Source organism: Arthrobacter sp. PM3 (genome assembly GCF_003352915.1).
Classification (GTDB): Bacteria; Actinomycetota; Actinomycetes; order Actinomycetales; family Micrococcaceae; genus Arthrobacter.
The window spans coordinates 3,507,335-3,529,053 of record NZ_CP022314.1; the positions used below are offsets into that span (position 1 = coordinate 3,507,335).

Here is a 21,719-nt window from a genome sequence, read left to right on the forward strand (position 1 = left end):
CATGAGCACGCACGTCGCGGCAGCGGCCCCCGCAGCGGCGCCCGGCCTGGAATCGCAGCCGGGCACACCCACCCGGACCGGGTTGCTGATCATCGGCGCCAGCCAGTCCGGCGTCCAGCTCGCGGTCTCGCTCCGGGCCCTCGGCTTCGACGAGCACATCACCTTGCTCGGCGACGAGGACCACCGCCCTTACCAGCGTCCGGCCTTGTCCAAGGAATTCCTGCAAGGCACTGTGGAAAGCGAATCGCTGATCTTCCGGTCCAACACGTACTGGGCCGAACACAACGTGGACCTGGTCAAGGGCGAATTCATCGTCCGGATCGACAAAGAACCCGACGGCTCGGGAGTAGCGCACTCCGCGTCCGGGAAGCAGTTCCCGTTCAAGCGACTGGCCCTCACGGTCGGCGCCCGCGCCCGGAAACTGGAGATTGAGGGCGGGGACCTTGACGGCGTTCTCTACCTGCGCAACGCTGACGACGCCCTGGCCCTCAAAGCCCGGGTAGGTGACGCCCGGGACGTCGTGGTGATCGGCGGCGGCTTCATCGGCCTCGAAGCTGCGTCCAGCCTGCAGAAGATGGGCAAGAACGTCACGGTGCTGGAATTCGGGCCGCGGCTGGTAGGCCGGGCAGTTGGCGAGGAAACGGCCGACTACTTCCTGCAGGCGCACCGCGCCCGCGGGCTGGACATCCGGCTCAACACCGCCGCCGCGCGGTTTACCGCGGACGCGTCCGGGGCCTCCGTCGCCGGCGTCGAACTTCAGGATGGCACCGTGCTGCCCGCTCAGATCGTCCTGATCGGGATCGGCGTCATCCCCAACACCCAGCTGGCCGAACAGCTCAGCCTGGCCGTTGACAACGGGATCGTCGTGGACCGGTATGCGCTGGCCTCCGACGGCACCACGGTCGCGATCGGGGACTGCGCCAACATGCCCAACCCGGTGCCCGGCTCGGCGCCGGGGGAGCGGATCCGGCTCGAAAGCGTCAACAACGCGATCGAACACGCCAAGGTGGCCGCCTACTCGCTGACCGGCCGGCGCGAAGAATACGCGGGCATCCCGTGGTTCTGGTCCAACCAGGCCGACCTCAAACTCCAGATCGCCGGCCTCTGCAACGGATACGACCAGACCGTGATCCGGCGCGACCAGGAACGCGGCAAATTCAGCGTCCTGTACTACCGGCAGGGCCAGGTCATCGCGGCAGACTGCGTCAACGCACCCCTGGACTTCATGGCCGTCAAGAACGCCCTCGCCAAGGGCCAGAACATCCCCGCCGGCCCCGCCGCGGACCCTGCAACACCCCTCAAGACGATCACCACGGACAGCTGACTGCGCGCAGACAGTAAGTCGGCCGCCACCGAAGGAGCACCATGAGCACCCCCCAGACCCCGGTCACCGATACCGGCCCCGGCACCTCCGTAGACCCGGCGGCGGAGGCCTTTGCCGCCGCCTATCCCGTCAGGCCCGTCCCGGCACAGGGGCCGGTCGACACCGCACCGATCGCCGCCACCCCCGCAGCCCGGGGCGAGCTCGACGGACTCTGGCGGGCCGTGTTGCACGAGACCCGGACCCGCGGCAACGACATCCACCTGCCGATTTCCCTCGCCTTCGCCGAACGGCTGTGCCGGGCCCATCCGGACGCCGACGCCGAACTCGTGCGCGTGGCTACGCTGCTGCACGACACCGGCTGGGCCCACGTGGACGAATCCCGGATCATCTCCGAAGGGTTTGCCGGGGACTGGCGCAAGGCAGCGATACGGTACGAACACGAGAAGCAAGGCTGCGTCGTGGCCCGCAGGGTCCTGCCCGGGCTCGGCTATCCGGCGGAGTTCGTGGACCGGGTTTGCGCGATCATCGACGGGCACGACACCCGGTTCGTCGCACGCTCCCTGGAAGATGCCCTGGTGCGCGACGCGGACCGGCTATGGCGCTTCGACCAGGCGGGCATCGCGCTGGCCTCCTCCTGGTTCGGCCTGGACCCGGCCGCCTACACCGACCGGCTCGCCGCAGAAATCGTGCCCGAGCTGATCACCCAGGCGGCCGTGGACATGGCCACCGCCGACCTCGGCCGGTCCACCGCCCTGCTCAAGACGGCGGTCCTCCGATGACCGCCGGGACCCACGAAGCCCCGGCGCTGGCGGCACGCAAAGCGCTGAGGCTGCCGTACACCCACGTGGATGACTTTTTCATCGACGGTGGCTGGACTCCGGCGCGCGGAACCGGCCGCAATCCGGTCACGGACCCCGCCACGGGCGAAGTCTGGGGCTCCGTCCCGGACGGCACGGCTGACGACGTGGACGCCGCCGTCGGCGCCGCCCGCAGGGCATTCGACGGCGGCATGTGGCCCCGGCTCGCGCCCGCCGAACGGGCCGCCCACTTGGTCCGCATCGCCGAGGAAGTGGAGAAACGGGCCGAGGCGCTCTCGCTGACCAACAGCCGTGAGAACGGCACGCCGGTGTCCGAATCGGCCGGCGCCGCCGCAAACGCGGCGGGCATCTTCCGCTACTTCGCGACTCTGGCCGGGTACCTGGAACGTGAGGACGTACGGGCCTTCCCGAAGGGCGGCGGCGAATCGGTGGTGCGGCGTGACCCCGTCGGCGTCTGCGCGCTGATCGCGCCATGGAACTTCCCCATCAACCTCGTGGTCATCAAGCTCGCGCCGGCGCTGCTGGCCGGCTGCACCGTGGTGATCAAACCGGCGTCCCCGACGCCGCTGTCCATCCGGATCATTGTCGACGCCGTGGCGGCCGCCGGGGTTCCTGCCGGCGTCGTTAACCTGGTCACCGGCTCGGGCCGGCTGGGAGACGCCCTGGTCAAGCATCCGGACGTGGACAAGGTGGCATTCACGGGCTCGACTCCGGTGGGGCGGAAGATTGCGGCCGCCTGCGGAGAGTTGCTGCGCCCGGTCACCCTGGAACTCGGCGGCAAATCGAGCGCCATCGTGCTGCCGGACGCGGACCTGGATGCCATGTCGAAGGTCCTGATCCGCTCCTCGATGCGCAATACCGGACAGACCTGCTACATCTCCACCCGCATCCTGGCCCCCGCCAGCCGCTACGAAGAAGTCGTGGACATGGTCACGGCCACCATCGCTGCCGGCAAGCAGGGCGACCCGCTGGACCCGGACACGGTGTTCGGGCCGTGCGCCACCGAATCCCAGTACCGGACAGTGCTGGATTACGTCGCCTCGGGGCTGGCCGAAGGCGCCCGCGCCACCACCGGCGGACACGCCGCGTCACCGGGCGGCGGCCTGGACGGCGGCTACTTCGCCGCGCCCACCGTCTTCGCCGGCGTCACGCCGGAGATGCGGATCGCCCGCGAGGAAATCTTCGGCCCGGTCATCTGCATCCTCAAATACGACGACGCCGGCGGCAACGTTGACGAGGCCGTCGGGCTCGCGAACAACACCGAGTTCGGGCTCGGCGGCCTGGTGTTCGGCACGGACCCGGCGGCGGCGCTTGCCGTTGCGGACCGGATGGACACCGGCTCCGTAGGCATCAACTTCTTCGCCTCCAACCACGCCGCCCCCTTCGGCGGCCGCCACGACTCCGGCCTGGGCACCGAGTACGGCATCGAGGGCCTGAACGCGTACATCAGCTACAAATCGATCCACCGGAAGGTATGACCGGCAGCCCGACCGCGCCGGTCGCGCAGCCCGGTCAAGCCCTAACACGCGGCCCGGTCAAGTAAATTGTCCTAGGGGCAATCCGGCGTACCGGCAGCAACTAACCTAGGGAGTAGCGTGAGCGAGCTGATCACGAGCCAGGAAGGGACCGGCAATGGCGCGGCACCGTCCGGGACCGGCGCGGCGTATCCGCAGTTGCGGCTCAACACGGCGGCCCTGGAGAATAACATCCGGGTCATGGCGAACTGGTGCCGGGACCGGGGCGTTGAGCTGGCCCCGCACGTCAAGACCACGATGTCGGCGCCGATCATTGAACGGCAGCTGGCGGCCGGCGCGGTCGGCGTCACCGTCGCCACCGTGGACCAGGTCAAGTCGGCCCTGACCTGGGGACACAGCCGGGTCCTCGTCGCCAACGAGATCGTCGACGGGTACGGCCTGCGGCGCCTCCGCGGCTGGCTGGAGGACGATCCGAACCGGGAAATCCGGTGCTTCGTCGATTCCGCCGCCGGCGTCGCAGCGGCGGCCGCAGCATTCGACGGCGCCGCGGCCGCCCTCGAGGTGCTGATCGATGTCGGGACGCCCGGCGGGCGCACCGGGGTCCGCAGCCTGGACGAAGGCCTGGTCCTGGCCCGGACGGTCCATGCCACACCGGGCCTGAAGCTGGTGGGCGTCGCCGGTTATGAAGGCGTGGTGCCCAACAGCCGGGCGGAGGACACGGTCACGGCGGTTGACCGGCACTGCCGGCTGGTGCGCGACCTGTACATCGAAGCGTCAGGCTTCTTCGAGACCTCCGCCCCCGTCTATTCCATGGGCGGGTCCGCGTTCCCGGACCGGGTGGTGGAGTTCCTTCCCGACCCCGGCAGGGTGCCGGGAACCAGGAATGTCCTCCGTTCCGGGTGCTACGTCACGCACGACCACGGGACGTACGCCGCTGTGAGCCCCATTCCCGGACTGATCCCGGCGCTGTCCGTCCGCGCCGTCGTCCTGTCCACGCCCGAACCGGGGCTCGCCGTCGTCGGTGCCGGCAAGCGAGACCTTCCCTACGACGCCGGACTGCCCGCCTTCCTGTCGGCCCGGACGGCGGACGGCGCCGTCAAGGACGGCGCATCCGCACAGGTGCGGACTCTCTTCGATCACCACGCGGTGCTGGCCGGGGCGACCGGCCTGGACGTCACCGACACAGTCGATTTCGGGATCTCCCACCCCTGCTCGGCGTTCGACCGCTGGCCCGACTACGTCGTCACCGACGGCGACGGGCACGACATTGACGTGTGGGGCACCGACTTCCACCGGTCATCCCTGGCAGGGAAGCGGCGTGCTTGAACTGGTCGCGGAACTGGTGCCGCAGGCCATTGGCGTGGCGGCCAGCCCGCTCCCGCTGATCGCGGTGCTCCTGATGGTCCTGTCCCCGGACGGCCGGGGCAGGAGTACCGCCTTCGCCGCCGGCCGGGTCCTCGGGGTCCTGACCGCAGTGCTTGCGGTGGCCGCCCTGTCCGAATTTGTCACCCAAGCCTCGGGCGGGACGCGCGCGGGCGCCGTCATTCGCCTCGTGCTGGGTGCAGCGTTGATCGTCCTGGCCGTCGCCAAGCTCCGATCGCGACCAAAGGATGCAGCCGAGCCGAAGACCCCCGGCTGGATGCAGGCCCTGGACAGCATGCCGCCCGCGAAGGCCCTGAAGACCGGATTCATGGTGACAGTGGTCAATCCTGAGGAACTTATCTTCGCCATCGCGGCCGGCGTCGTGATCGGCAGCGCGACGGTCCCGCCCGGCATGGTTGCCGCGGCAGTGCTCGTTTATACGGCGATCGCCACTGGCACCGTCGTGGTGCCGGTGGTGGCATATCTCCTGGGCGGCGCACAGGTACGCGATGTGCTGGAACCGGTCAGGACATGGCTGGTGCGCTATTACAACATCATCATCGCGGCGGTGCTGGCCATCATTGGCGCGGTCATGATCGGCAAAGGCCTCGCCGGCCTCTGACCGGTCCGGCGTTGGCTGGCCACGCTGCAGCTCAGCTCTTGAGCTGCCTTGTCAGGACTTCGAATTCCTCCACGCCCAGGACCTGCATGTGCTGCTCGGCGCTGGTTTCGGTGCGGATCTTCGTGGCGGCTTCCTCGCTGCCGGAGAGGGCGGCCTCGTCGTCCCACAGCGTGATGGACAGCGATTTGTTGTCCTTCCCGAGCAGGTAGTAGATGCCGAGGCAGCCGGGCAGTTGGAGTACCCGGCTGACGGTCTCGTCCGAGGGAGCTCCGGAGCTGTCCGGGCCGGGCTGGTACGTGCTGACGCGAGCGAACATGTCGATCCTCCTGGATCCGGGTGTGTTGCGAAGGCCTGCCCTCCTCCCACCAGTAAGGACCCGTTCCGGCGGGATGCACAAGAGGGATGCACAAGGGTGGAGTTGCTTGATCCCGCCGGCAGGGGTCCCAAGACTCTGTCTTGCGGCCGGCGGACAGTGGGACGATCCGGGGGCGGGCGCAAGGATCCGGCTCACTGCTCCGTGCCCGGCGCGATCACCATCCGGTCCCGCCGGGCGGACGGGTCCGTCAAGGAGGTTCACATGATTACTGCCACGATGGTTGTCGCAACGATTCCGGTCACCGACCTCGAGCGCGCGAAAGCATTCTACGCAGATACCCTCGGCCTGGAATTCCTGTGGGAGACCCCCGTCGGCGTCCGGTTCCGCTGCGGCACTGCCAGCGAGATCTCAATCTTCAAACGCCCGCCGGTCACAACGGAACACACGCTCGCCCACTTCGAAGTGGAGGATATCGAGGCCGTTGTCCGGGACCTGGGCGGAAAGGGCGTGGAATTCCTGGACTACACCGAAGGCCCGCTCGTCACCACCGGCCATATCGCGCAACTCGGCCCCGCGCGGGGCGCGTGGTTCCGCGACCCTGACGGCAACACCCTCGGACTGCGCCAGGGCTAGCGAACCGGCCCGGCAGGTTCCGCATTCAGACGGGTGCCCCGCCGGACTGCGGGCACCGCGCCTGATCGCGGGCCTCGCGGGCCGCCGCGACGTCGGCGGCGCTGTCCATGTCGCCCCGCGCGTGCAGACCGGCCACCACGCCGTCGATGTCGGCGTCGGGCCGGTTCTGGCTGAGCTTGTTCTTGGCCTCGATGCGCGTGATGAGGAGCTCGACGCCGACGATTGCGCGCAGCTGCCCCGCAATGTAGCGCTCGGGAGCGTCATCGACGCTCCAGGGCCGCTCCTCGCCTGCCTCGTTGTGTTCGCTGAGCCGCCGCACGTGGCTGGCGAGCCAGACGGGATCTTCGTGGATGACGAGTGTGCCGTACACGTGGGCGATGGAGTAGTTCCAGGTCGGAACGACGCGCCCGTGCTCCGCCTTCGAGGCGTACCACGACGGCGAGATGTAGGCGTCAGCGCCCTGGATGATGACAAGCGATTCGCCGAGCGCCGGTTCCGACCACTGCGGGTTGTTGCGGGCCAGATGCCCGCGCAGCGCCCCCTGCTCGCCGGCGTCGGGGTCGAAGACGAACGGCAGCAGGGTGGCCAGCATGCCCTGCGCGGTGGCGGTGATCAGGTTGGCCGCGGCCGGGCGGGTGAGCAGGTCCCGGACCGAGTCAGGGCTGGCGGCGAAGTGTGCGGGTGTGTACAAGACGATCGTCCCCTTCGGAATGCGGCGTGAGGAATGCGGACTGCGGACTGGTGCGGCGCGGGGCGCGGGGGGACGGGCGGGACCGGACGGCCAGGCCCGCCAGGAGGACCACCGCGGCGCCGCCGATGATGGTGCTCCAGCCCAGGGTCTCGCCGAGGATGAGCCCGGCCCAGCAGATGCTCAGCACCGGTTGGACCAGCTGGACCTGGCTGACCCGCGCCATGGGGCCGATAGCCAGGCCGCGGTACCAGGCGAAAAAGCCGAGGAACATGCTCACGACCCCAAGGTACGCGAAGGCCGCCCACTGCGCAGGACTGGCGCTTGGCGGCTGCCCGGCGACGGAGAGGGCGGCCATGGACGCCATGACGGGGGCGGCGAGGACCAGTGCCCAGGAGACGGTCTGCCAGGCGCCGAGTTCGCGGGCCAGCGTGCCGCCCTCGGCGTAGCCGATCGCCGCGGCCACAACCGCGCCGAAGAGCAGGGCGTCCGCCAGGTGCAGTTGACCGATCCCGCCGGACTGCACCGACGCAAAGGCGATTGCCGCAACGGCGCCGACGCCGGTCATGGCCCAGAACGTAGTGGGCGGGCGTTCGTGGCCGCGCAGCACCGCCATGGTTGCCGTCGCGGCCGGGAGTAGCGCGATGACGACGGCGCCGTGGCTGGCGGGGACCGAGGTGAGGGCAAAGGACGTCAACAGCGGGAATCCCGCAACTACCCCGCCGGCGACGACGGCGACGCGTGCCCACTGGGTGCCGCGGGGCAGCCGCTGGCGGGTCACGGCCAAGGCGGCCGCGGCGAGAACGGCCGCGACAACGGCCCGGCCCGAACCGATGAACAAGGGGGAGAGGCCGGCGACCGCCACCCTCGTGAACGGAACCGTGAAGGAGAAGGCGGCGACGCCCAGCAGTCCCCACCACAGTCCGGCCGCCGGCCGGGGCGATAACGGTTGGCGCAGAACGTGAGTAGCGCTACTATTGTGTCTCATGTCCAACGATAGCACTTCGAGAATTGCGGCAGGACTCCGCGACTGGATGGCGGGGGCGGCGCCCGGGGCCCGGCTCCCTTCGACCCGCTCCCTCGTGGCCGAGTATCAGGCCAGTCCCGTCACCGTGCAGAAGGCGCTCCGCACGCTCACCGCGCAGGGCCTGATCGAGAGCCGGCCCGGCGTGGGGACCTTCGTGCGGGCGGTCCGGGCGGCCCGCCCCGCCGACTACGGCTGGCAGACGGCCGCCCTGGGCACGCCGCGGGCGCCGCTGCGTCCCGTCTCCACCGCGATGCGCAGCGCGCCGAACGATGTGATCGCTTTCCACTCCGGGTACCCGGACCGCGAGCTGCTGCCCGAGCGGCTGGTGCGGGCAGCACTGGCCCGCACCAGCCGTTCGGAAGCGGCGTTGTCCCGTCCGCCCGCCGCGGGCCTGCCCGAGCTGCAGTCCTGGTTCGCCCAGGAACTCTTGGCCGCCACCCCGGCGGGCGTCACGCCGCCCACGCCGAGTGACGTCGTCGTGCTCCCCGGCAGCCAGAGCGGACTTAGTTCCGTGTTCCGGGCGCTCGTTGGCAGCGGACAACCGCTCCTGGTGGAATCGCCCACATACTGGGGAGCCCTCCTGGCCGCGGCCCAGGCCGGCGTCCGGGTTGTTCCCGTGCCCAGCGGCCCCGGAGGCCCCGACCCGGAGGAGCTGGACCGCGCCTTTGAGGAGACCGGGGCGCGGCTGTTCTATGCGCAGCCGAACTATGCCAATCCCACCGGCGCCCAGTGGTCGCCGCGGGTGGGCGACGCGGTGCTGGACGTGGTGCGCCACCATGGCGCGTTCCTGGTCGAAGATGACTGGGCGCATGACTTCGGGATTTCCACGGACGCCATGCCTGTTGCCGCCCGCGACGATTCCGGCCACGTGGTGTACCTGCGCTCGCTGACCAAGAGCGTGTCCCCGGGCATCCGGGTTGCCGCCGTCACCGCCCGCGGCCCGGCGCGCGACCGCATCCTGGCCGACCGGCGCGCCGAATCCATGTACGTCAGTGGCGTTCTCCAGGCGGCAGCGCTCGACGTCGTGACCCAGCCGGCGTGGCAGACCCACCTCCGCGGGCTGCGGCATCAGCTCCAGTCCCGCCGGGATCTGCTGGTCGGCAGCCTGCGGGACCTCGCCCCGCGGGCCCATGTTGAACATGTGCCCGCGGGCGGGCTGAACCTGTGGGCCAGGCTGCCGGACGGGACCGACGTCGACCGCCTGGTCCGTGACTGCGAGGCAGCCGGGGTGATCATTGCGGCCGGCTCCGACTGGTTTCCGGCCGAACCGGCCGGGCCCTTCATCCGGCTCAACTATGCCGGACCCAATCCGGCAGCCTTCCGCGAAGGTGCACGGATCATCGGCCGGGTGCTCGACGCCTCGTGAGCGCCGCCGTCCGTCTCCGCAAGGCACCCGGCTTCACGGAGCCTGGCGGGCCCGGATTCCTTACGCCACGTTTCGGCTGGTGAAGCCGCGTTTCCCCGCGCGTCCATCCGTTTCATCCGGTCTTGGGAACCGGCCGCCGCAGTGGTTGATTGGGTGCACACGCATCGAAAGGACACGCCATGACGGTACACACCGACCTCAGCCCCCGCCGGCTCCGGACCATCCTGGGCCACTTCGCCACCGGCCTGACCGTGATCACGGCGGCTACCAAGGACGGCCCTGCCGGCTTCACATGCCAGTCCTTCTCCTCGCTGTCGCTGGAACCGGCACTGGTGACCTTCAGCCCCTCCCGGACCTCCAGCACCTGGCCGCTCCTGCGCGAGGCCGGGCGCTTCACCGTGAACATCCTGCCTGCCGAACATGAGCACCTGGCAACCCGGTTTGCCCGGTCGGGAACCGACAAATTCGCCGGCGTCAGCCACGCGCCGTCGCCCCTGGGCAACCCGGTGCTGGACCAGGCCCTGGCCTGGGTGGATTGCGAACTCCACCAGGAGTACGACGGCGGCGACCACACGATCGTGGTCGCCTCCGTCCGCGCCCTGCACGCCCGTGACGAGGCCGAGCCGCTGCTGTTCTTCAAGGGCAGCTACGCCGGGGTGCGGTCGCGGTCCGGCGCGCTGGAGAGCGTGGCATGACGACGGCCAGGAACGGTTCCCGACGACGCGTCCTCTGAGGCGGCCGCGCCGACCGGCACCCGGACCCCTGGGCGTCCGCTGAAGACTGGAGCGGAATCGCCGAGGGAAGCAGCGTCGAAGTGCGCGTGTCGGCCCAGCAAGCCTACCTGGGCCGGGTGGATGCAAAGACTCCCGACTCCAGCATTGTCTGGGTGGTCAGCGTCGCCGGTCTCGGCCGCCGGATGTACGGAAACCGCGATGGCGTCCGCCTGCGGCCGGAGTCCGATGATGCGGTGGGCGCCGTCGCGGCCGGTGACGACGGCGTGGGCGCGGGCTTCGCCGACTACTTCACGATCTATCCCTGAAAGCCATGCCCCACAACGGAGCAGCATGCAACACTGGTCCGATGCCCGAGTTCACCATCTCCACTTCCAGCCAGCCATCCGATGCCGAAGTCCGGAACCGGTTCGCGTGTTTGCCCAATTTCGTTAGCCGAAATTTACTGCGCGGCGGACGTCATCCGGCGCTGCGGGGCGCGAACATGATCACGGCGACTCCGAACAGGCAGATGACCGAGCCCGCGATGTCCCAGCGGTCCGGCCGGAAGCCGTCGAAGATCATGCCCCATGCCAGCGAGCCGGCTACGAACACGCCGCCGTACGCGGCGAGGATCCGGCCGAAATGCGCATCCGGCTGCAGCGTGGCCGCGAAGCCGTAGATGCCCAGCGCCACGACCCCCAGGCCGGCCAGCCACCAGCCTTTGCCCTCACGGACGGACTGCCAGACGAGCCACGCCCCGCCGATTTCAGCCGCCGCGGCCAGGACGAACAGCAGGATGGTTTTAGCGATAGTCACGCCATCATGATGGCATCCGGCACTGGGCCGCCCCGACCGGTGCACTGCGCTGGGTCCTGATGCCGTCACATGGGGTCATCGCTTGCGTCATCGGCTCCCCGCTCTTATAACTTTAAGGTTCAAGTAAAATTTCCGCGGGACGTGCCGCGGAGGGATGTCGTCCGGCCGGCGGATACCGCCGGCCGGACGGTTGTCCCGTTGCCGAGGCCTGAGGATCTAAGATGACCGTTTCGCTGGAGTCCGTCGAATTGGCGGCCGCCGTCGCCGCGGCTGCCGTGCGCAGCCGGGTTTCCGTGCCGCTGCGCTTCCCGGACGGCTTCACGGCCGACGCCGAGGTGCTGACGTTCAGCGGCCTCGCCGACGGCAAGGAGCACTTGCTGCTCGCCTTCGGTGACTGGAGGCGGGCGTTGGGCGGTCAATCTGCGCGGCAGCATTCACCGGGGGAGCGGGAGCCGGCCGGGCCGGCGCCCCTGGTCCGGCTGCACAGCGAGTGCCTGACGGGCGACGTCTTCGGCAGCCAGCGGTGCGACTGCGGGCCGCAGCTGCGGGAGGCGGTGGAGCGCATCGACGCCGCCGGCGGGTTCCTTCTCTACCTCCGCCAGGAGGGCCGCGGCATCGGCCTGTATTCCAAGTTGGACGCCTACGCCCTGCAGGACACCGGCCTGGACACCTACGAGGCCAACCTGGCCCTGGGGCACGGCGAGGACGAGCGGGACTACACGGCCGCCGCCCAGATGCTCGCCGCCGTCGGCGCCGGCTCGGTGCGGCTGCTCACCAACAACCCGGACAAGGCGGCCCAGTTGACCGCCCTCGGAATCGACGTCGCCGAGCAGATTGCCACGGGCGTCCATCTGTCCCCGGCCAACCGCCGCTACCTGGCCGCCAAGCGGGACCACACCGCCCACACCCTGGACCTCCCGCCAGCGGCGGCAGATGCTGCATCCTCGGCCGTCGTCCCGACCCATGAGGAGATGCTCGCCCGGGTTGACGGACTCGTCCCCGGCCTGCGTGCCCGGGCCGAGGAAACTGAGCGCCTCCGCCGCCTGCCGGATGCCACCATCGCTGAGTTGCAGGCCGCGGGGGTCTTCCACGTGCTCTCCCCGAAGTCCGTCGGCGGATTCGGTATGGGGCTTGAAACCTACGTCGAGGTGGTACGCCGGCTTGCCCGGGGATGTGCCTCCACGGCGTGGAGCGCCGGGCACCTGATCGAGCATGTGTGGATGCTCGCGCGCTGGCCCGAAGCGGCGCAGAGCGAGGTCTTCGCGAGCGGGCCGGCGCCGCTGGCGGCCGCGACCGGTGCCCCGGCAGGCACGGCCGAGCGCGTGCCGGGAGGGTATGCGATCTCGGGCCGGTGGACCTTCGCTTCCGGCGTCATGCATTCCGAATGGGCCCTGCTGGCCGCGCAGTACGACGGCGTGCGCCTGCAGTGCCTGGTCCCGCTGGCCGACGTCGAACTGCTCGACGTGTGGCACACGGCCGGCCTCCGGGGGACGGGAAGCAACGACATCCGGGCAGAGAGGCTCTTTGTCCCGGAGCGCCGGGCCCTGGACTGGGAGCGCCTGGGTGCGGAGGACAACCCCGGCAGCCTGCTTCATCGTGACCCGCTGATCCACACGCCCATGGGCTCGCTGCTGAATATGGTGGCCCCGGCCGCCGCCCTCGGCTCGGCCGAATACGCCGTCGAGATCTTCCGGGAAGTGGTGCTCGCCCGCAAGGTCAAGCACACGGTGGAGGAACGCCAGGCGGATTCGCCCCTTGCGCAGGCCCGCTACGCGCAGGCCTACGGGCTGGTTGCCACCGCCAGGCTGCACTGGCAGGACGCGGTCCGGGTGGTTTCGTCCTCCCATGCGCGCAGGAGTTCAACGCTGACAGACGACGAGCGCTCGCGGTACCGGCTCTCGCTCGCCCTGAGTGGCGAGGCGTCGGCCGAGGCCGTCCGCCTGGTCCTGGCCGGTTCCGGCGGGAGCGTCCACCGGCTCTCGCATCCGCTGCAGCGCATCCAGCGGGATGTCAACGTCCTGCTGAACCACGCGGCCCTGACCCGGGACCCCATCCTGGAGCAGGCGGGCCGCGGCCTGCTGGGCCTCGGATTCTCTGTGCCTTCATTCTGACCCGGCGCCGCGGGGTGCCGGCGAGGGCTGCTGTCCACTGAGATTTATGCTTGAAGCTTCAAGCAAAATGCGGTAGGCTTTTAGGTATGACGCAGACAGCTGACCGCCCTCCGGTACTCTTCCTCAGCCACAGTGCCCCGCCGCTGGCAGACGATTCCACGTGGACCCGCGAACTTAATGCCTGGTCCGGTACCTTCGGGAAGCCGAAGGACATCCTCATGGTCTCCGCCCACTGGGAGAACGCCCCGGTCACGCTGAGCGCCACCCGGCGCGACCCAGGCCTGGTCTATGATTTCTGGGGCTTCCCGCAGAAGTACTACGAAGTGGCGTATGACGCCCCGCAGGCCCCTGAGCTGGCCGCCGAGGTGGAGCGGCTGGTCAACGGCCACGGCCATCACGTGGAACGCGACGAGAGCCGCGGCCTGGACCACGGCGCTTATGTTCCGCTGAAGGAAATGTATCCGGAAGCGGACGTTCCCGTGGTGCAGATGTCCATGCCGACGCTGGATCCGCAAGGATTGTTTGAACTTGGCGTGTCCCTCGGGCCCCTGCGCGACCGGGGAACGCTGATCGTGGGATCGGGTTTCACCACCCACAACCTGCGCTGGTTCAACCCCGCCGGCGGTCCGGACGTCGCGCCGCCCGCGGCCTCCAGCGAATTCGACCACTGGGCCGAAGAAGCGATGGCGCGCGGCGACGTCGACTCCATCCTGGACTTCCTGAACAAGGCGCCGGCCGCCCGCGAAGCCCACCCCCGGAGTGAACACTGGGCCCCGCTCTATGTTGCCCTCGGTGCCGCCTACGGCTCGGGCGACATTCAGGCCAGGACGGCGATCGACGGATTCTGGTTCGGACTCTCCAAGCGCTCCTGGACCCTCACGTAGAACGATGTGAGCCCAGCCCATGGTTCCCATGCCGTCACCAGGCGATTCCACCGCGGGGGACTTCACCCGCGGTGATTTCGGGCCGGGCGATTTCGCGCAGGCCGGCGCCGGGGCGTGGTCGGACGGCCCGCTGGTGCTGGGCGTGCCGTGGGAATTCGACGGGCAGCTGGTGCGGTCGGCAGCCGGGCTGGCCGCCATCATGGAAAAGCATCTGATTTGCGCTTTCGTGGACCCGGCGAGCTACCTTACGGAATGGGAACCGCCCGGCTCCCGCGACGGCACCTCCCTGGATCCGGTGCCCAGCATCGACGCCGAATTCCCCGCCCGCCAGATGCTCACCAAACTTGAGGATCTCTTGGGTCAGCCCGGCGGGGCATGGTCCTTCCGGGTGTTGAACGGCGAGGTTGCCCAGGCCCTGGTCCGGCTTGCCGAGAGCACGGATGCCGCCGCCTTGATAGTCGGCGGACAGCGGCCGGGACGGGTGGCCCGGATGGGCCGGCTCCTGGAAGGGTCGGTCAGCGTCTCCTTGACCCGGCTGCAGGCCAGGCCCGTGCTGATCGTCCCGCACACGGCATCCTGACAGTCAGCGGCGTGACCGCCGGCGCCGCTCGTTTCATCCGTTTCGGATGACGGTCCGTGGCGGGACCCGGCATAGCGTTGGAGTACCGCCGACGGGGGAACGCCCGGGCTGCTGCCCCCGACGGCGGACCAGGACGAGCCGGAACGCCAGCGAATCGAAGTGAGCGATGTCAGAGCCGAACAAGCACGCCGCCGTGGCTGCCGAGGCGCGGGCACTCTTCGTAGGCAGCGCGGGCTTCGTGGTACTCGGCGCGGTAGCGTTCCTGCTGCTCGGCCGGGAGCCTGTTGCCTTGTCCGGCCGGGGTTCCGCCGGCGACATTTCGGCCATGGGCACGGCGGTTCTTGGTGCCGGCGCGGTGGTGGCCGGCTCCCTGCAGCGACGCGCACCGCGCTCACCCCAGCTTCGGAAGAGCCGCGGGACACGTCGCGTGATCGACATCGCCGGACTCGCCCTGGCCCACGCCTGCATCTTCCTGCTCGGCTGGCTGGCGCTATTCTGGATCTTCCAGCAGGCGTTCATCGGCGCGGTCCTCTATCCCGTGTCAGCCGCGGTCCTGATCGGCACCACGGGCGCCGTCAGCGCCTACGCTGCGTACCTCTCGGCGCTCGGCATGACCGCGTACCGGCTTGCCGCGCTCCTGGCAGGATTCCTGGTCATCGGGATCCTGACGAGCATGCTGACCGCCGCGGATCCGCAATGGTGGCAGAAGAACCTCAGCGCCCTCGGCATGAACTCCGGCATTTCCGCGGTGGCATTCAACTTCACCCTGATCGTCGCCGGTGTCGTGGTCACCACCCTCGCCGGATACTCGACGACGACGCTCGCGGCGGCCGCCACGACCCCGTCCGAGCTGCACCGGGTCAGGCGGCTCGAACGCGGCCTTATCCTCATGGGGATCTTTCTGGCATGCGTCGGCCTGTTCCCGGTCGATGAACGCTTCGGGCTCCACACCCTGGTCGCGTCCGGCATGGTGGTGGTCTTCGCTTCGCTCATCGTCCGCATCCGGACCCTCGTCCCGTCCGTCTCGTCGACCTTCGCGGCGCTCGGCTGGGTGTTCCTCGCGGTCATCGTCGCCGCTGCCGTGCTGTGGTTTCCCGTCGGCTACTACAACCTGACCGCGGTGGAGCTCATCGCCGCCTCGCTGATTTTCGCCTGGCTCATTGTCCTGATCCGGAACCTTGCCGCCGTCGACGCCGACCTGTTGAGTGTTGATCAGTCCGGTGTTGAGCCCGGAGTCGATCAGCCCGATGTTCCCGACGCCGAACGGCCGGCCAGACCGCTGGCCTAGGCTTCCGATCCCAGCCAGCCTGTTTCAAACGCAGGGGGAATAGAAGCAGGGGGAATAGAATCCGTCCATGCGTCTGGCGATCATTGGTGCGGTGTTGCTGGCGGCCGGTGCCGTGGCGGTGGCCGTGGGGGCGTTGCCCTGGGCCGATCTTGTGGCGCTCGTTGACCGGGTGGCTCCGATCCTGCTGTTCGTCCTCGCCATGACCGTCGTGACCGAGTTGGCCAGCGAGGCCGGCGTCTTCCTCTGGACGGCCCGCCGGCTCCGGCACTGGGGCCGCGGACGCAGCGTGGTGTTGTGGCTGCTCCTGGCGGTCTTCGCGACGCTGAGCACCATCTTCCTGTCCCTGGATACGACGGCGGTGCTGCTGACACCGGTGGTGGTCAGTGTCACCCGGCAGGCGGGACTGCCGGCGCTGCCGTTCGCGCTGACCACAGTGTGGCTTGCCAACACGGCCAGCCTGCTGCTGCCCATCTCCAACCTGACCAACCTCCTGGCCCAGCACAGCCTGGGCGGCATCAGCCCGGCCGGCTTCGCGGCCCTGATGTGGGCTCCGTCCCTGGCGGCCGTCGTGGTCCCGCTGGTGTTCATCGGCATCGTGTTCCGCCGGGACCTCCGCAAGCGCTACGCGCGGATCCCGGTCCGGCGGATCCGGCCGGATCAGGCCGGCGGCGCAGGTTCCGTTCCCGCGGCGACCGACCGGGTGCTGCTTGGCGCCAGCGCACTTGTCCTGGCGCTGCTCCTGCCGGCGCTCGTGTCCGGCGTTCCGGTCTGGATCCCGGCCCTGGCGGCCGCCGCCGTGCTGACGGCGGTGTTCGCCCGCCGGCGGCCGCAAGTGCTGAAGATCTCCATGATCCCGTGGTCGCTGCTGCTGTTCGCCTCAGGCCTCTTCCTGGTGATGGAAACGATCCGGCAGCTGGGTGCACCGGTGGTGCTCAGCCAGCTGGCCGGGCAGGGCCAGGGCACCGCGGACCTGCTGCGCCTCGCCGCGACGGGCGCCGCCGGGTCCAACCTGCTGAACAACCTGCCGGCCTACCTGCTGGCCGAGCCGCTGGCCGACTCGCCGCAGCGCATGGCGGCGTTGCTGATCGGCGTCAATGCCGGCCCGCTCATCACCCCATGGGCCTCGCTGGCCACCTTGCTCTGGCACGAGCGGCTCGTGCGGATGAGGGTCCTCATCACGTGGAAGGGCTACGCGGTCTTCGGCCTGATCGTCGCACCCCTGACGGTTCTGGCCGCCGTGTTGGCCCTGGCGGCAGCCCGGCCCTGAACCGGCCCGCGCCGTTCTTTGGGGACTCCGCCCTTTCTGAATCTGCGCAGACCGGCGAGAATGGAGTGCGGCCGGCACGGAATCCTTGCCCGCCGCAACCGCGACGGAGGGGCCCTCATGATCAGCCTGCAGGACATCGACAACATCGTCCTCAACGGAGGCATCGTGGTGGACGCGGCCGGGGAGAAAATCGGCTCCGTGGAGCAGATTTTCACGAGCGGCGACTCAGGCGATCCGGCCTTTGTCACCGTGCGGACCGGGCTGTTCGGGATGTCCGAGACCTTCGCGCCGCTGTCCGGGGCCAGCCTCGAGGACTCCGTCATCAAGGTTGCGTTCGACAAGGACACGATCAGGAACGGACCGCGCATCGACAGCGACCGCGGCGCGATCACGGAGGCCCAGGAACAGGAACTCTACCGCTACTACGGGCTGCCGGCCGGCACCGGTGCCAGCCCCGCCGACACCACCGCCGCTGACGCGGTGACCACGGCGCCGCACCCGCCGCCGCCAGGTCCGCCGCCTCCGCCGCCGCATGGCGGGCCGGGCCACCCGCCGCCTCCGCCGCCGCATGGCGGGCCGGGCCACCCCCCGCCGCCTCCGCCGCCGCATGGCGGGCCGGGCCACCCCCCGCCGCCTCCGCCGCCGCATGGCGGGCCGGGCCACCCCCCGCCGCCTCCGCCTCATCTGCACCGACACGTGCCCCCGCGCTGAAACCTCACCTGCCGGGAATGATCCGGCGGGGACGCCGGACGGCTAACTTGGCATTGACATCGCACTGCGCTGGGTCCCGCGGCATGCACTCCCGCAGCACCACAAAGCCGTGTGCGCCCGTCCCGTCGACGCCAGAGGAGGCGACATGTCCGGTGAAGCAGCCCCGGATGCTGCGGGCCAAGGGAGGGGCCGGCCATGAGCGCGTCCGACGACGCCGGGACCGTTCCCCTGCCCGTTCCCGTGCAGTTCAACCAGAGGCTCGCATTGCTGCTGGCGATGGCGATGTTCGTGCTCGTTGTCGACACGTCGATCATGAACGTTTCGATCTCCGCCGTGGTCAGGGACATCAACAGCACGGTCAGTGACCTGCAGGCCACCATCGCCCTGGAAGCGCTTGTGTCGGCGGCCTTCATCCTGATCGGCGGCAAGGTGGGAGACCTGATCGGCCGCAAGCGCGCCTATGTCCTGGGCCTGTGCGGCTACGCCGTGGGCGCTGTGGCGATGACCCTGGCCCAGAGCATCGTCCCGATCCTCATTTTCTGGGCTCTGGTCGGCGGCCTCGGCGCGTCGCTCCTGCTGCCGGCCATGCAGTCGCTCATCCATGGAAATTTCGACGGCGAGGCCCGCAAACGGGTCTATGCCTTCGTCGGGGCCTCGGCGGCGATCGCCGCCGCCGTCGGGCCGCTGCTCGGCGGTTTCATCACGACGTTCCTGTCCTGGCGCATCGCCTTCCTGCTCGAGGCGATCATCATCGCCGTCGTGCTGTCCGGTATCGGGCTCGTCAAAGACGTTCCGTACACGGGACCGCGGGAGTTCGACGTCGTCGGCTCCGTCCTTTCCGTCGTGGGCATGGGCGGCATTGTCCTCGGCATCCTGCTCTGGCAGGAGGGCGCCGAATCCGTGGCGGCAGTCCTGGCCATAGGCGCGGCCGGACTGGCCGGTTTGTTCTATTGGCTCCGGCGGCGGGAGCGGCTCACCAAGCCGATGCTGCTGGACCCGGGGCTGTTCCGGTCGGAGGGCTTCCGGTTCGGCGCGACGCAGCAGATGCTTCAGCAGGTCGCCCTCGGCGGCACCATGATCGTGCTGCCGATCTACCTCCAGATGGTGCTCGAATACAACGCGATGCAGGCGGGGTTGTCCATCGCCCCGCTCTCGCTGAGCATGTTCGGGATCGCGCTGCTCGCCGGGAAGAGGGCCGGCAAGCGGCGCCCGGCAGCCATCATCCGGTGGGGCTTCCTCCTTCTGCTCGCCGGATTGCTCGCGATCCTGCCGGTCGTGCCGCGCGCCGACTCCGGCTGGTGGCTCCTGATCCCGCTGATCATCGCCGGCTGCGGTCTTGGCCTGCTGGTGTCGCAGCTGAACAACTACACCTTGTCCCCGATCTCCGACGAACGCGTCAGCGAGGCGGCGGGCGTGAACTCGGCCGCCGGCTCGTTTGGCTTGTCGTTCGGCCTCGCCTTTGCCGGTGCCATCATGCTGGCCTCACTCTCGCTCGTCTTCACCGCCATGGCGACGTCGAGCACGGTCCTCCCGCCCGCCGAGCAGCAGCAGGTCGCCCAGGTCCTGGAGGAGGACGCGCAGGTGCTCAGCAACACCCAGCTCGCCTCGCTGCTGGCAGGGCAGCCGGCCGAGATCCAGAACGAGATCATCCGGATCAATACCGAGGCACGGCCCATCGCGCTGCAGATCGGGCTCTTCGTTCCGATCCTCGCCAGCCTCGCGGGGCTCCTCATGTCGCTGCGGATGATGCGCATTCCCGATCCCAAGCCGGCCGGCAGCGGCGAGGGCGCGTTCCTGGACTGAGCGTCCGGGAAAAGCCCCGTCTTTCGGTCAGAGCTGCACGGCGCTGTAGCCGACCATGAGAAGCCCGATTGCCAGTGTGGCGATCGCCGCGATCCTGCGGCCGTTGCGCTGCAGCCACTCGTAGAGGGCGGTCAACGGTGCATTTGCGCGCTCCGGGGACCGCAGCCACACGGCGATGGGGACCACCACGGCTGACTGGACCACAGTGGCGTAGGCAAGGACCAGCAGGCCCGCCTGCAGCGGGGGCAGTTCCCGGACGCTGATCAGGGCACCGGCCGTGACCGCCAGCAGGAGTGCCTTGGGACGCAGGTTCTGGGCCAGGCCCAGGAGCAGGAATTCCCAGGGCCGGGCGGAATGAAACCTGGCCTTGATCTTTCCCAGCATGGCGCTGTCTGACTCCCGCATGTGGGCGAAGAGGTACACGGAGTAGGCAACCAGGATCACGCCTGCGGCCAGGGTGAACGAGGCGAGCACTTCGTCCTTCATCCGGGGCCGGACGGGCAGGAGCTGGAGCCCGACGGCGGACATCCCCACGATCACGGCAGATCCCGCGAGGCTGCCGACCAGGAACGGCACGGCGCCGCGGCGTGGATCGGGGGAGAGCAGGATCATGATGGTCGCGCTGGCAGGCACCGTGCTCATCGCTCCGGCGAGGGCAAAGAGAACCAGGCTGGTCAGGGTGCTCAGCACGGGACCGTCACCCGCCTCCGGCGGCACCCGGCGGCCACGTCATGCCTTGGGGGCACTGCCGGCGTCCGGGCGGCCTGTCCGCGGCCGGCCACGGCGTGCGCGGATCGCGTCGTCTTCTTCCTTGAGGAGCACTTGCAGGTCCGTCCGGTCGCCAGTCAACGGCCTCCACCATGAGATGGAAGGGTCGGCATCCAGCAGGATCGTGCGCACAAACAGCGTCAGCGGAACCGCCAGGACGGCGCCGATGGGTCCGAGGAGCACCGCCCAGAACAGGACGGAGGCGAAGGTCAGGGTTTCGCTGAGGGATACGGCGTTGCCCACGTATTTGGGCTGGATGATGGACTGGATGACGCTGTTGATCCCGCCGTAGATCACGATGATGGCGACGACGGTCGGCCAGCCGCCGGTGAGGAACCCGAAGAACAGCGGCGGAACGATCGCAATGAAGTAGCCAATGTTGGGGATGAAGCTGCAGATGAAGGACAGCAGCCCCCAGAGCAGCGCGCCCGGGACGTGCAGGATGACCAGCACCAGCCAGTTGAACAGGCCCTGGGCGATTCCGAGGACCGTGGTGGCGACCATGTAGCGCCGGACGCCGTTGCCGAAGCCGTTGAAGGCCGTGACCAGGGCCGGCCGGTGGTAGTTCAGATGGGTCAGGAGCGCCGGCACCCGCGAGCCGTCGACCGCCATGAGGATGAGCATTGTCAGGATGATCACGAGGCCGGTCACCATGCTCGTGATGTTCCCCAGAATGCCCGCGAGGAAACTCAGGATACGGCCCGGCGTAAACCCGGTCAGGACTTCCTGCACCTGCTCCGGGCCGAATCCCACCGATTCCAGCATGGCGGAGAGGTTGGCGCCGAGCTGGGCGATCTCGGGCGCGTATTGCGGCAGCAACGCGGAGAACTGCGCGATTGCGGCAACCAGGACTGCCGCGAAGGCGGTCAACAGTCCAAAGACGGCCGCGATGGTGGTCCCGGTCGCTATGCCCCGGGAAATTCCCCTCGCCTGCATCCAGCGGCGGATGGGATGAACGCAGAGCGTGAGCACGAAGGCCAGGAAGACCGGGGTGACGATGCCCCGTGCCGCGGAAACGCCGAAAGCTGCCACGGTGGCGCCGGCCAGGGCGAGCAGGATGGTTACCGTACGGGGGAGGACCGGGCGTGGATGGGATTCCGATGATTCCGGCTCCATTGAGCCCTCCTTGACTCTGAGTGTCCCTATC

Annotated in this window: 22 protein-coding genes; 16 read left to right on the forward strand and 6 right to left on the reverse strand. The window is 69.3% G+C overall.

What is annotated here, in order from left to right; translation table 11 throughout:
• Window position 1: 1 nt before the first annotated feature.
• The 5 genes from CFN17_RS16005 to CFN17_RS16025 all read left to right on the forward strand — a co-directional run bounded on the left by CFN17_RS16005 (window position 2) and on the right by CFN17_RS16025 (window position 5,601).
• Window positions 2–1,324, forward strand: coding sequence for an NAD(P)/FAD-dependent oxidoreductase (locus CFN17_RS16005; protein ID WP_261792226.1), 1,323 nt, complete (start codon window positions 2–4; stop codon window positions 1,322–1,324).
• A gap of 41 nt (window positions 1,325–1,365) precedes the next feature.
• On the forward strand, window positions 1,366–2,103 hold the full coding sequence (locus CFN17_RS16010) for an HD domain-containing protein (protein WP_208748728.1): 738 nt from the start codon (window positions 1,366–1,368) through the stop codon (window positions 2,101–2,103).
• Entirely contained in the window at window positions 2,100–3,620 is a 1,521-nt protein-coding gene (locus tag CFN17_RS16015; protein ID WP_208748729.1) for an aldehyde dehydrogenase family protein, read from the forward strand. The genes CFN17_RS16010 and CFN17_RS16015 overlap by 4 nt, the downstream gene beginning before the upstream one ends.
• Before the next feature lie 117 nt (window positions 3,621–3,737).
• Window positions 3,738–4,943: an alanine racemase gene (locus CFN17_RS16020; RefSeq protein ID WP_261792227.1), complete on the forward strand. Its 1,206-nt coding sequence runs from the start codon at window positions 3,738–3,740 to the stop codon at window positions 4,941–4,943.
• Window positions 4,936–5,601, forward strand: coding sequence for a GAP family protein (locus CFN17_RS16025; RefSeq protein ID WP_208748730.1), 666 nt, complete (start codon window positions 4,936–4,938; stop codon window positions 5,599–5,601). The genes CFN17_RS16020 and CFN17_RS16025 overlap by 8 nt, the downstream gene beginning before the upstream one ends.
• Before the next feature lie 31 nt (window positions 5,602–5,632).
• Here CFN17_RS16025 and CFN17_RS16030 read toward each other — a convergent pair whose 3' ends face one another.
• The gene (locus CFN17_RS16030) at window positions 5,633–5,917 is read right to left on the reverse strand and encodes a hypothetical protein (protein WP_261792228.1); all 285 of its coding nucleotides are present in this window, start codon (window positions 5,915–5,917) and stop codon (window positions 5,633–5,635) included.
• 261 nt (window positions 5,918–6,178) lie between these two features.
• Between CFN17_RS16030 and CFN17_RS16035 the strand changes: the two genes are divergently transcribed.
• Window positions 6,179–6,550 carry a VOC family protein gene (locus CFN17_RS16035; RefSeq protein ID WP_208748731.1) on the forward strand — a complete coding sequence of 124 codons (372 nt, stop codon included), beginning with the start codon at window positions 6,179–6,181 and terminating at the stop codon, window positions 6,548–6,550.
• 25 nt (window positions 6,551–6,575) lie between these two features.
• On the opposite strand, the gene CFN17_RS16040 is transcribed toward CFN17_RS16035, so the two are convergent.
• Both CFN17_RS16040 and CFN17_RS16045 read right to left on the reverse strand, forming a co-directional pair.
• Window positions 6,576–7,241, reverse strand: a complete 666-nt coding sequence (locus tag CFN17_RS16040; protein WP_208748732.1) for an FMN-binding negative transcriptional regulator — start codon at window positions 7,239–7,241, stop codon at window positions 6,576–6,578.
• Window positions 7,207–8,226 carry a DMT family transporter gene (locus CFN17_RS16045; protein ID WP_208748733.1) on the reverse strand — a complete coding sequence of 340 codons (1,020 nt, stop codon included), beginning with the start codon at window positions 8,224–8,226 and terminating at the stop codon, window positions 7,207–7,209. Before CFN17_RS16045 ends, CFN17_RS16040 begins: the two co-directional genes overlap by 35 nt.
• Here CFN17_RS16045 and CFN17_RS16050 point away from each other — a divergent pair.
• The 3 genes from CFN17_RS16050 to CFN17_RS16060 all read left to right on the forward strand — a co-directional run bounded on the left by CFN17_RS16050 (window position 8,225) and on the right by CFN17_RS16060 (window position 10,670).
• Window positions 8,225–9,631, forward strand: a complete 1,407-nt coding sequence (locus CFN17_RS16050) for a PLP-dependent aminotransferase family protein (RefSeq protein WP_208748734.1) — start codon at window positions 8,225–8,227, stop codon at window positions 9,629–9,631. The two genes, CFN17_RS16045 and CFN17_RS16050, sit on opposite strands and share 2 nt — an antisense overlap.
• A 179-nt stretch (window positions 9,632–9,810) precedes the next feature.
• Window positions 9,811–10,326, forward strand: coding sequence for a flavin reductase family protein (locus CFN17_RS16055; RefSeq protein ID WP_208748735.1), 516 nt, complete (start codon window positions 9,811–9,813; stop codon window positions 10,324–10,326).
• Window positions 10,327–10,451: 125 nt separating this feature from the next.
• Entirely contained in the window at window positions 10,452–10,670 is a 219-nt protein-coding gene (locus CFN17_RS16060; RefSeq protein ID WP_208748736.1) for a hypothetical protein, read from the forward strand.
• Window positions 10,671–10,821: 151 nt separating this feature from the next.
• On the opposite strand, the gene CFN17_RS16065 is transcribed toward CFN17_RS16060, so the two are convergent.
• Window positions 10,822–11,160, reverse strand: coding sequence for a YnfA family protein (locus CFN17_RS16065; RefSeq protein ID WP_208748737.1), 339 nt, complete (start codon window positions 11,158–11,160; stop codon window positions 10,822–10,824).
• Window positions 11,161–11,381: 221 nt separating this feature from the next.
• Between CFN17_RS16065 and ribA the strand changes: the two genes are divergently transcribed.
• From ribA to CFN17_RS16100, 7 genes are all read left to right on the forward strand, one after another.
• Window positions 11,382–13,271, forward strand: coding sequence for a GTP cyclohydrolase II RibA (gene ribA, locus CFN17_RS20055; RefSeq protein ID WP_208748738.1), 1,890 nt, complete (start codon window positions 11,382–11,384; stop codon window positions 13,269–13,271).
• A gap of 86 nt (window positions 13,272–13,357) precedes the next feature.
• Entirely contained in the window at window positions 13,358–14,155 is a 798-nt protein-coding gene (locus CFN17_RS16075) for a dioxygenase (protein WP_208748739.1), read from the forward strand.
• Window positions 14,156–14,183: 28 nt separating this feature from the next.
• Window positions 14,184–14,735 carry a universal stress protein gene (locus CFN17_RS16080; RefSeq protein ID WP_208748740.1) on the forward strand — a complete coding sequence of 184 codons (552 nt, stop codon included), beginning with the start codon at window positions 14,184–14,186 and terminating at the stop codon, window positions 14,733–14,735.
• Window positions 14,736–14,901: 166 nt separating this feature from the next.
• Window positions 14,902–16,023: a hypothetical protein gene (locus tag CFN17_RS16085; protein WP_208748741.1), complete on the forward strand. Its 1,122-nt coding sequence runs from the start codon at window positions 14,902–14,904 to the stop codon at window positions 16,021–16,023.
• A 67-nt stretch (window positions 16,024–16,090) separates the two neighbouring features.
• A complete protein-coding gene (locus CFN17_RS16090) occupies window positions 16,091–17,290 on the forward strand; it encodes an SLC13 family permease (RefSeq protein ID WP_208748742.1) in 1,200 nt (399 codons plus the stop codon).
• A 117-nt stretch (window positions 17,291–17,407) separates the two neighbouring features.
• Window positions 17,408–18,001, forward strand: coding sequence for a PRC-barrel domain-containing protein (locus tag CFN17_RS16095; RefSeq protein WP_208748743.1), 594 nt, complete (start codon window positions 17,408–17,410; stop codon window positions 17,999–18,001).
• 195 nt (window positions 18,002–18,196) lie between these two features.
• A complete protein-coding gene (locus CFN17_RS16100) occupies window positions 18,197–19,804 on the forward strand; it encodes an MFS transporter (protein ID WP_208748744.1) in 1,608 nt (535 codons plus the stop codon).
• 27 nt (window positions 19,805–19,831) lie between these two features.
• Here the strand turns inward: CFN17_RS16100 and CFN17_RS16105 are convergent, their stop codons facing one another.
• Together CFN17_RS16105 and CFN17_RS16110 are read right to left on the reverse strand one after the other, a co-directional pair.
• The gene (locus tag CFN17_RS16105; RefSeq protein WP_208748745.1) at window positions 19,832–20,494 is read right to left on the reverse strand and encodes a GAP family protein; all 663 of its coding nucleotides are present in this window, start codon (window positions 20,492–20,494) and stop codon (window positions 19,832–19,834) included.
• A gap of 39 nt (window positions 20,495–20,533) precedes the next feature.
• Window positions 20,534–21,688 (reverse strand): AI-2E family transporter, encoded by a 1,155-nt coding sequence (locus CFN17_RS16110; RefSeq protein ID WP_208748746.1) that lies wholly within the window; start codon window positions 21,686–21,688, stop codon window positions 20,534–20,536.
• Between the last annotated feature and the right edge of the window lie 31 nt (window positions 21,689–21,719).

Bases quoted from the DNA above. Each gene is read 5' to 3' on its own strand.
- CFN17_RS16005 (WP_261792226.1), top strand. From the start codon at position 2: ATGAGCACGCACGTCGCGGCAGCGGCCCCCGCAGCGGCGCCCGGCCTG.
- CFN17_RS16010 (WP_208748728.1), top strand. From the start codon at position 1,366: ATGAGCACCCCCCAGACCCCGGTCACCGATACCGGCCCCGGCACCTCC.
- CFN17_RS16015 (WP_208748729.1), top strand. From the start codon at position 2,100: ATGACCGCCGGGACCCACGAAGCCCCGGCGCTGGCGGCACGCAAAGCG.
- CFN17_RS16030 (WP_261792228.1), bottom strand. From the start codon at position 5,917: ATGTTCGCTCGCGTCAGCACGTACCAGCCCGGCCCGGACAGCTCCGGA.
- CFN17_RS16035 (WP_208748731.1), top strand. From the start codon at position 6,179: ATGATTACTGCCACGATGGTTGTCGCAACGATTCCGGTCACCGACCTC.
- CFN17_RS16050 (WP_208748734.1), top strand. From the start codon at position 8,225: ATGTCCAACGATAGCACTTCGAGAATTGCGGCAGGACTCCGCGACTGG.
- CFN17_RS16045 (WP_208748733.1), bottom strand. From the start codon at position 8,226: ATGAGACACAATAGTAGCGCTACTCACGTTCTGCGCCAACCGTTATCG.
- CFN17_RS16055 (WP_208748735.1), top strand. From the start codon at position 9,811: ATGACGGTACACACCGACCTCAGCCCCCGCCGGCTCCGGACCATCCTG.
- ribA (WP_208748738.1), top strand. From the start codon at position 11,382: ATGACCGTTTCGCTGGAGTCCGTCGAATTGGCGGCCGCCGTCGCCGCG.
- CFN17_RS16075 (WP_208748739.1), top strand. From the start codon at position 13,358: ATGACGCAGACAGCTGACCGCCCTCCGGTACTCTTCCTCAGCCACAGT.
- CFN17_RS16080 (WP_208748740.1), top strand. From the start codon at position 14,184: ATGCCGTCACCAGGCGATTCCACCGCGGGGGACTTCACCCGCGGTGAT.
- CFN17_RS16085 (WP_208748741.1), top strand. From the start codon at position 14,902: ATGTCAGAGCCGAACAAGCACGCCGCCGTGGCTGCCGAGGCGCGGGCA.
- CFN17_RS16090 (WP_208748742.1), top strand. From the start codon at position 16,091: ATGCGTCTGGCGATCATTGGTGCGGTGTTGCTGGCGGCCGGTGCCGTG.
- CFN17_RS16095 (WP_208748743.1), top strand. From the start codon at position 17,408: ATGATCAGCCTGCAGGACATCGACAACATCGTCCTCAACGGAGGCATC.
- CFN17_RS16100 (WP_208748744.1), top strand. From the start codon at position 18,197: ATGAGCGCGTCCGACGACGCCGGGACCGTTCCCCTGCCCGTTCCCGTG.
- CFN17_RS16110 (WP_208748746.1), bottom strand. From the start codon at position 21,688: ATGGAGCCGGAATCATCGGAATCCCATCCACGCCCGGTCCTCCCCCGT.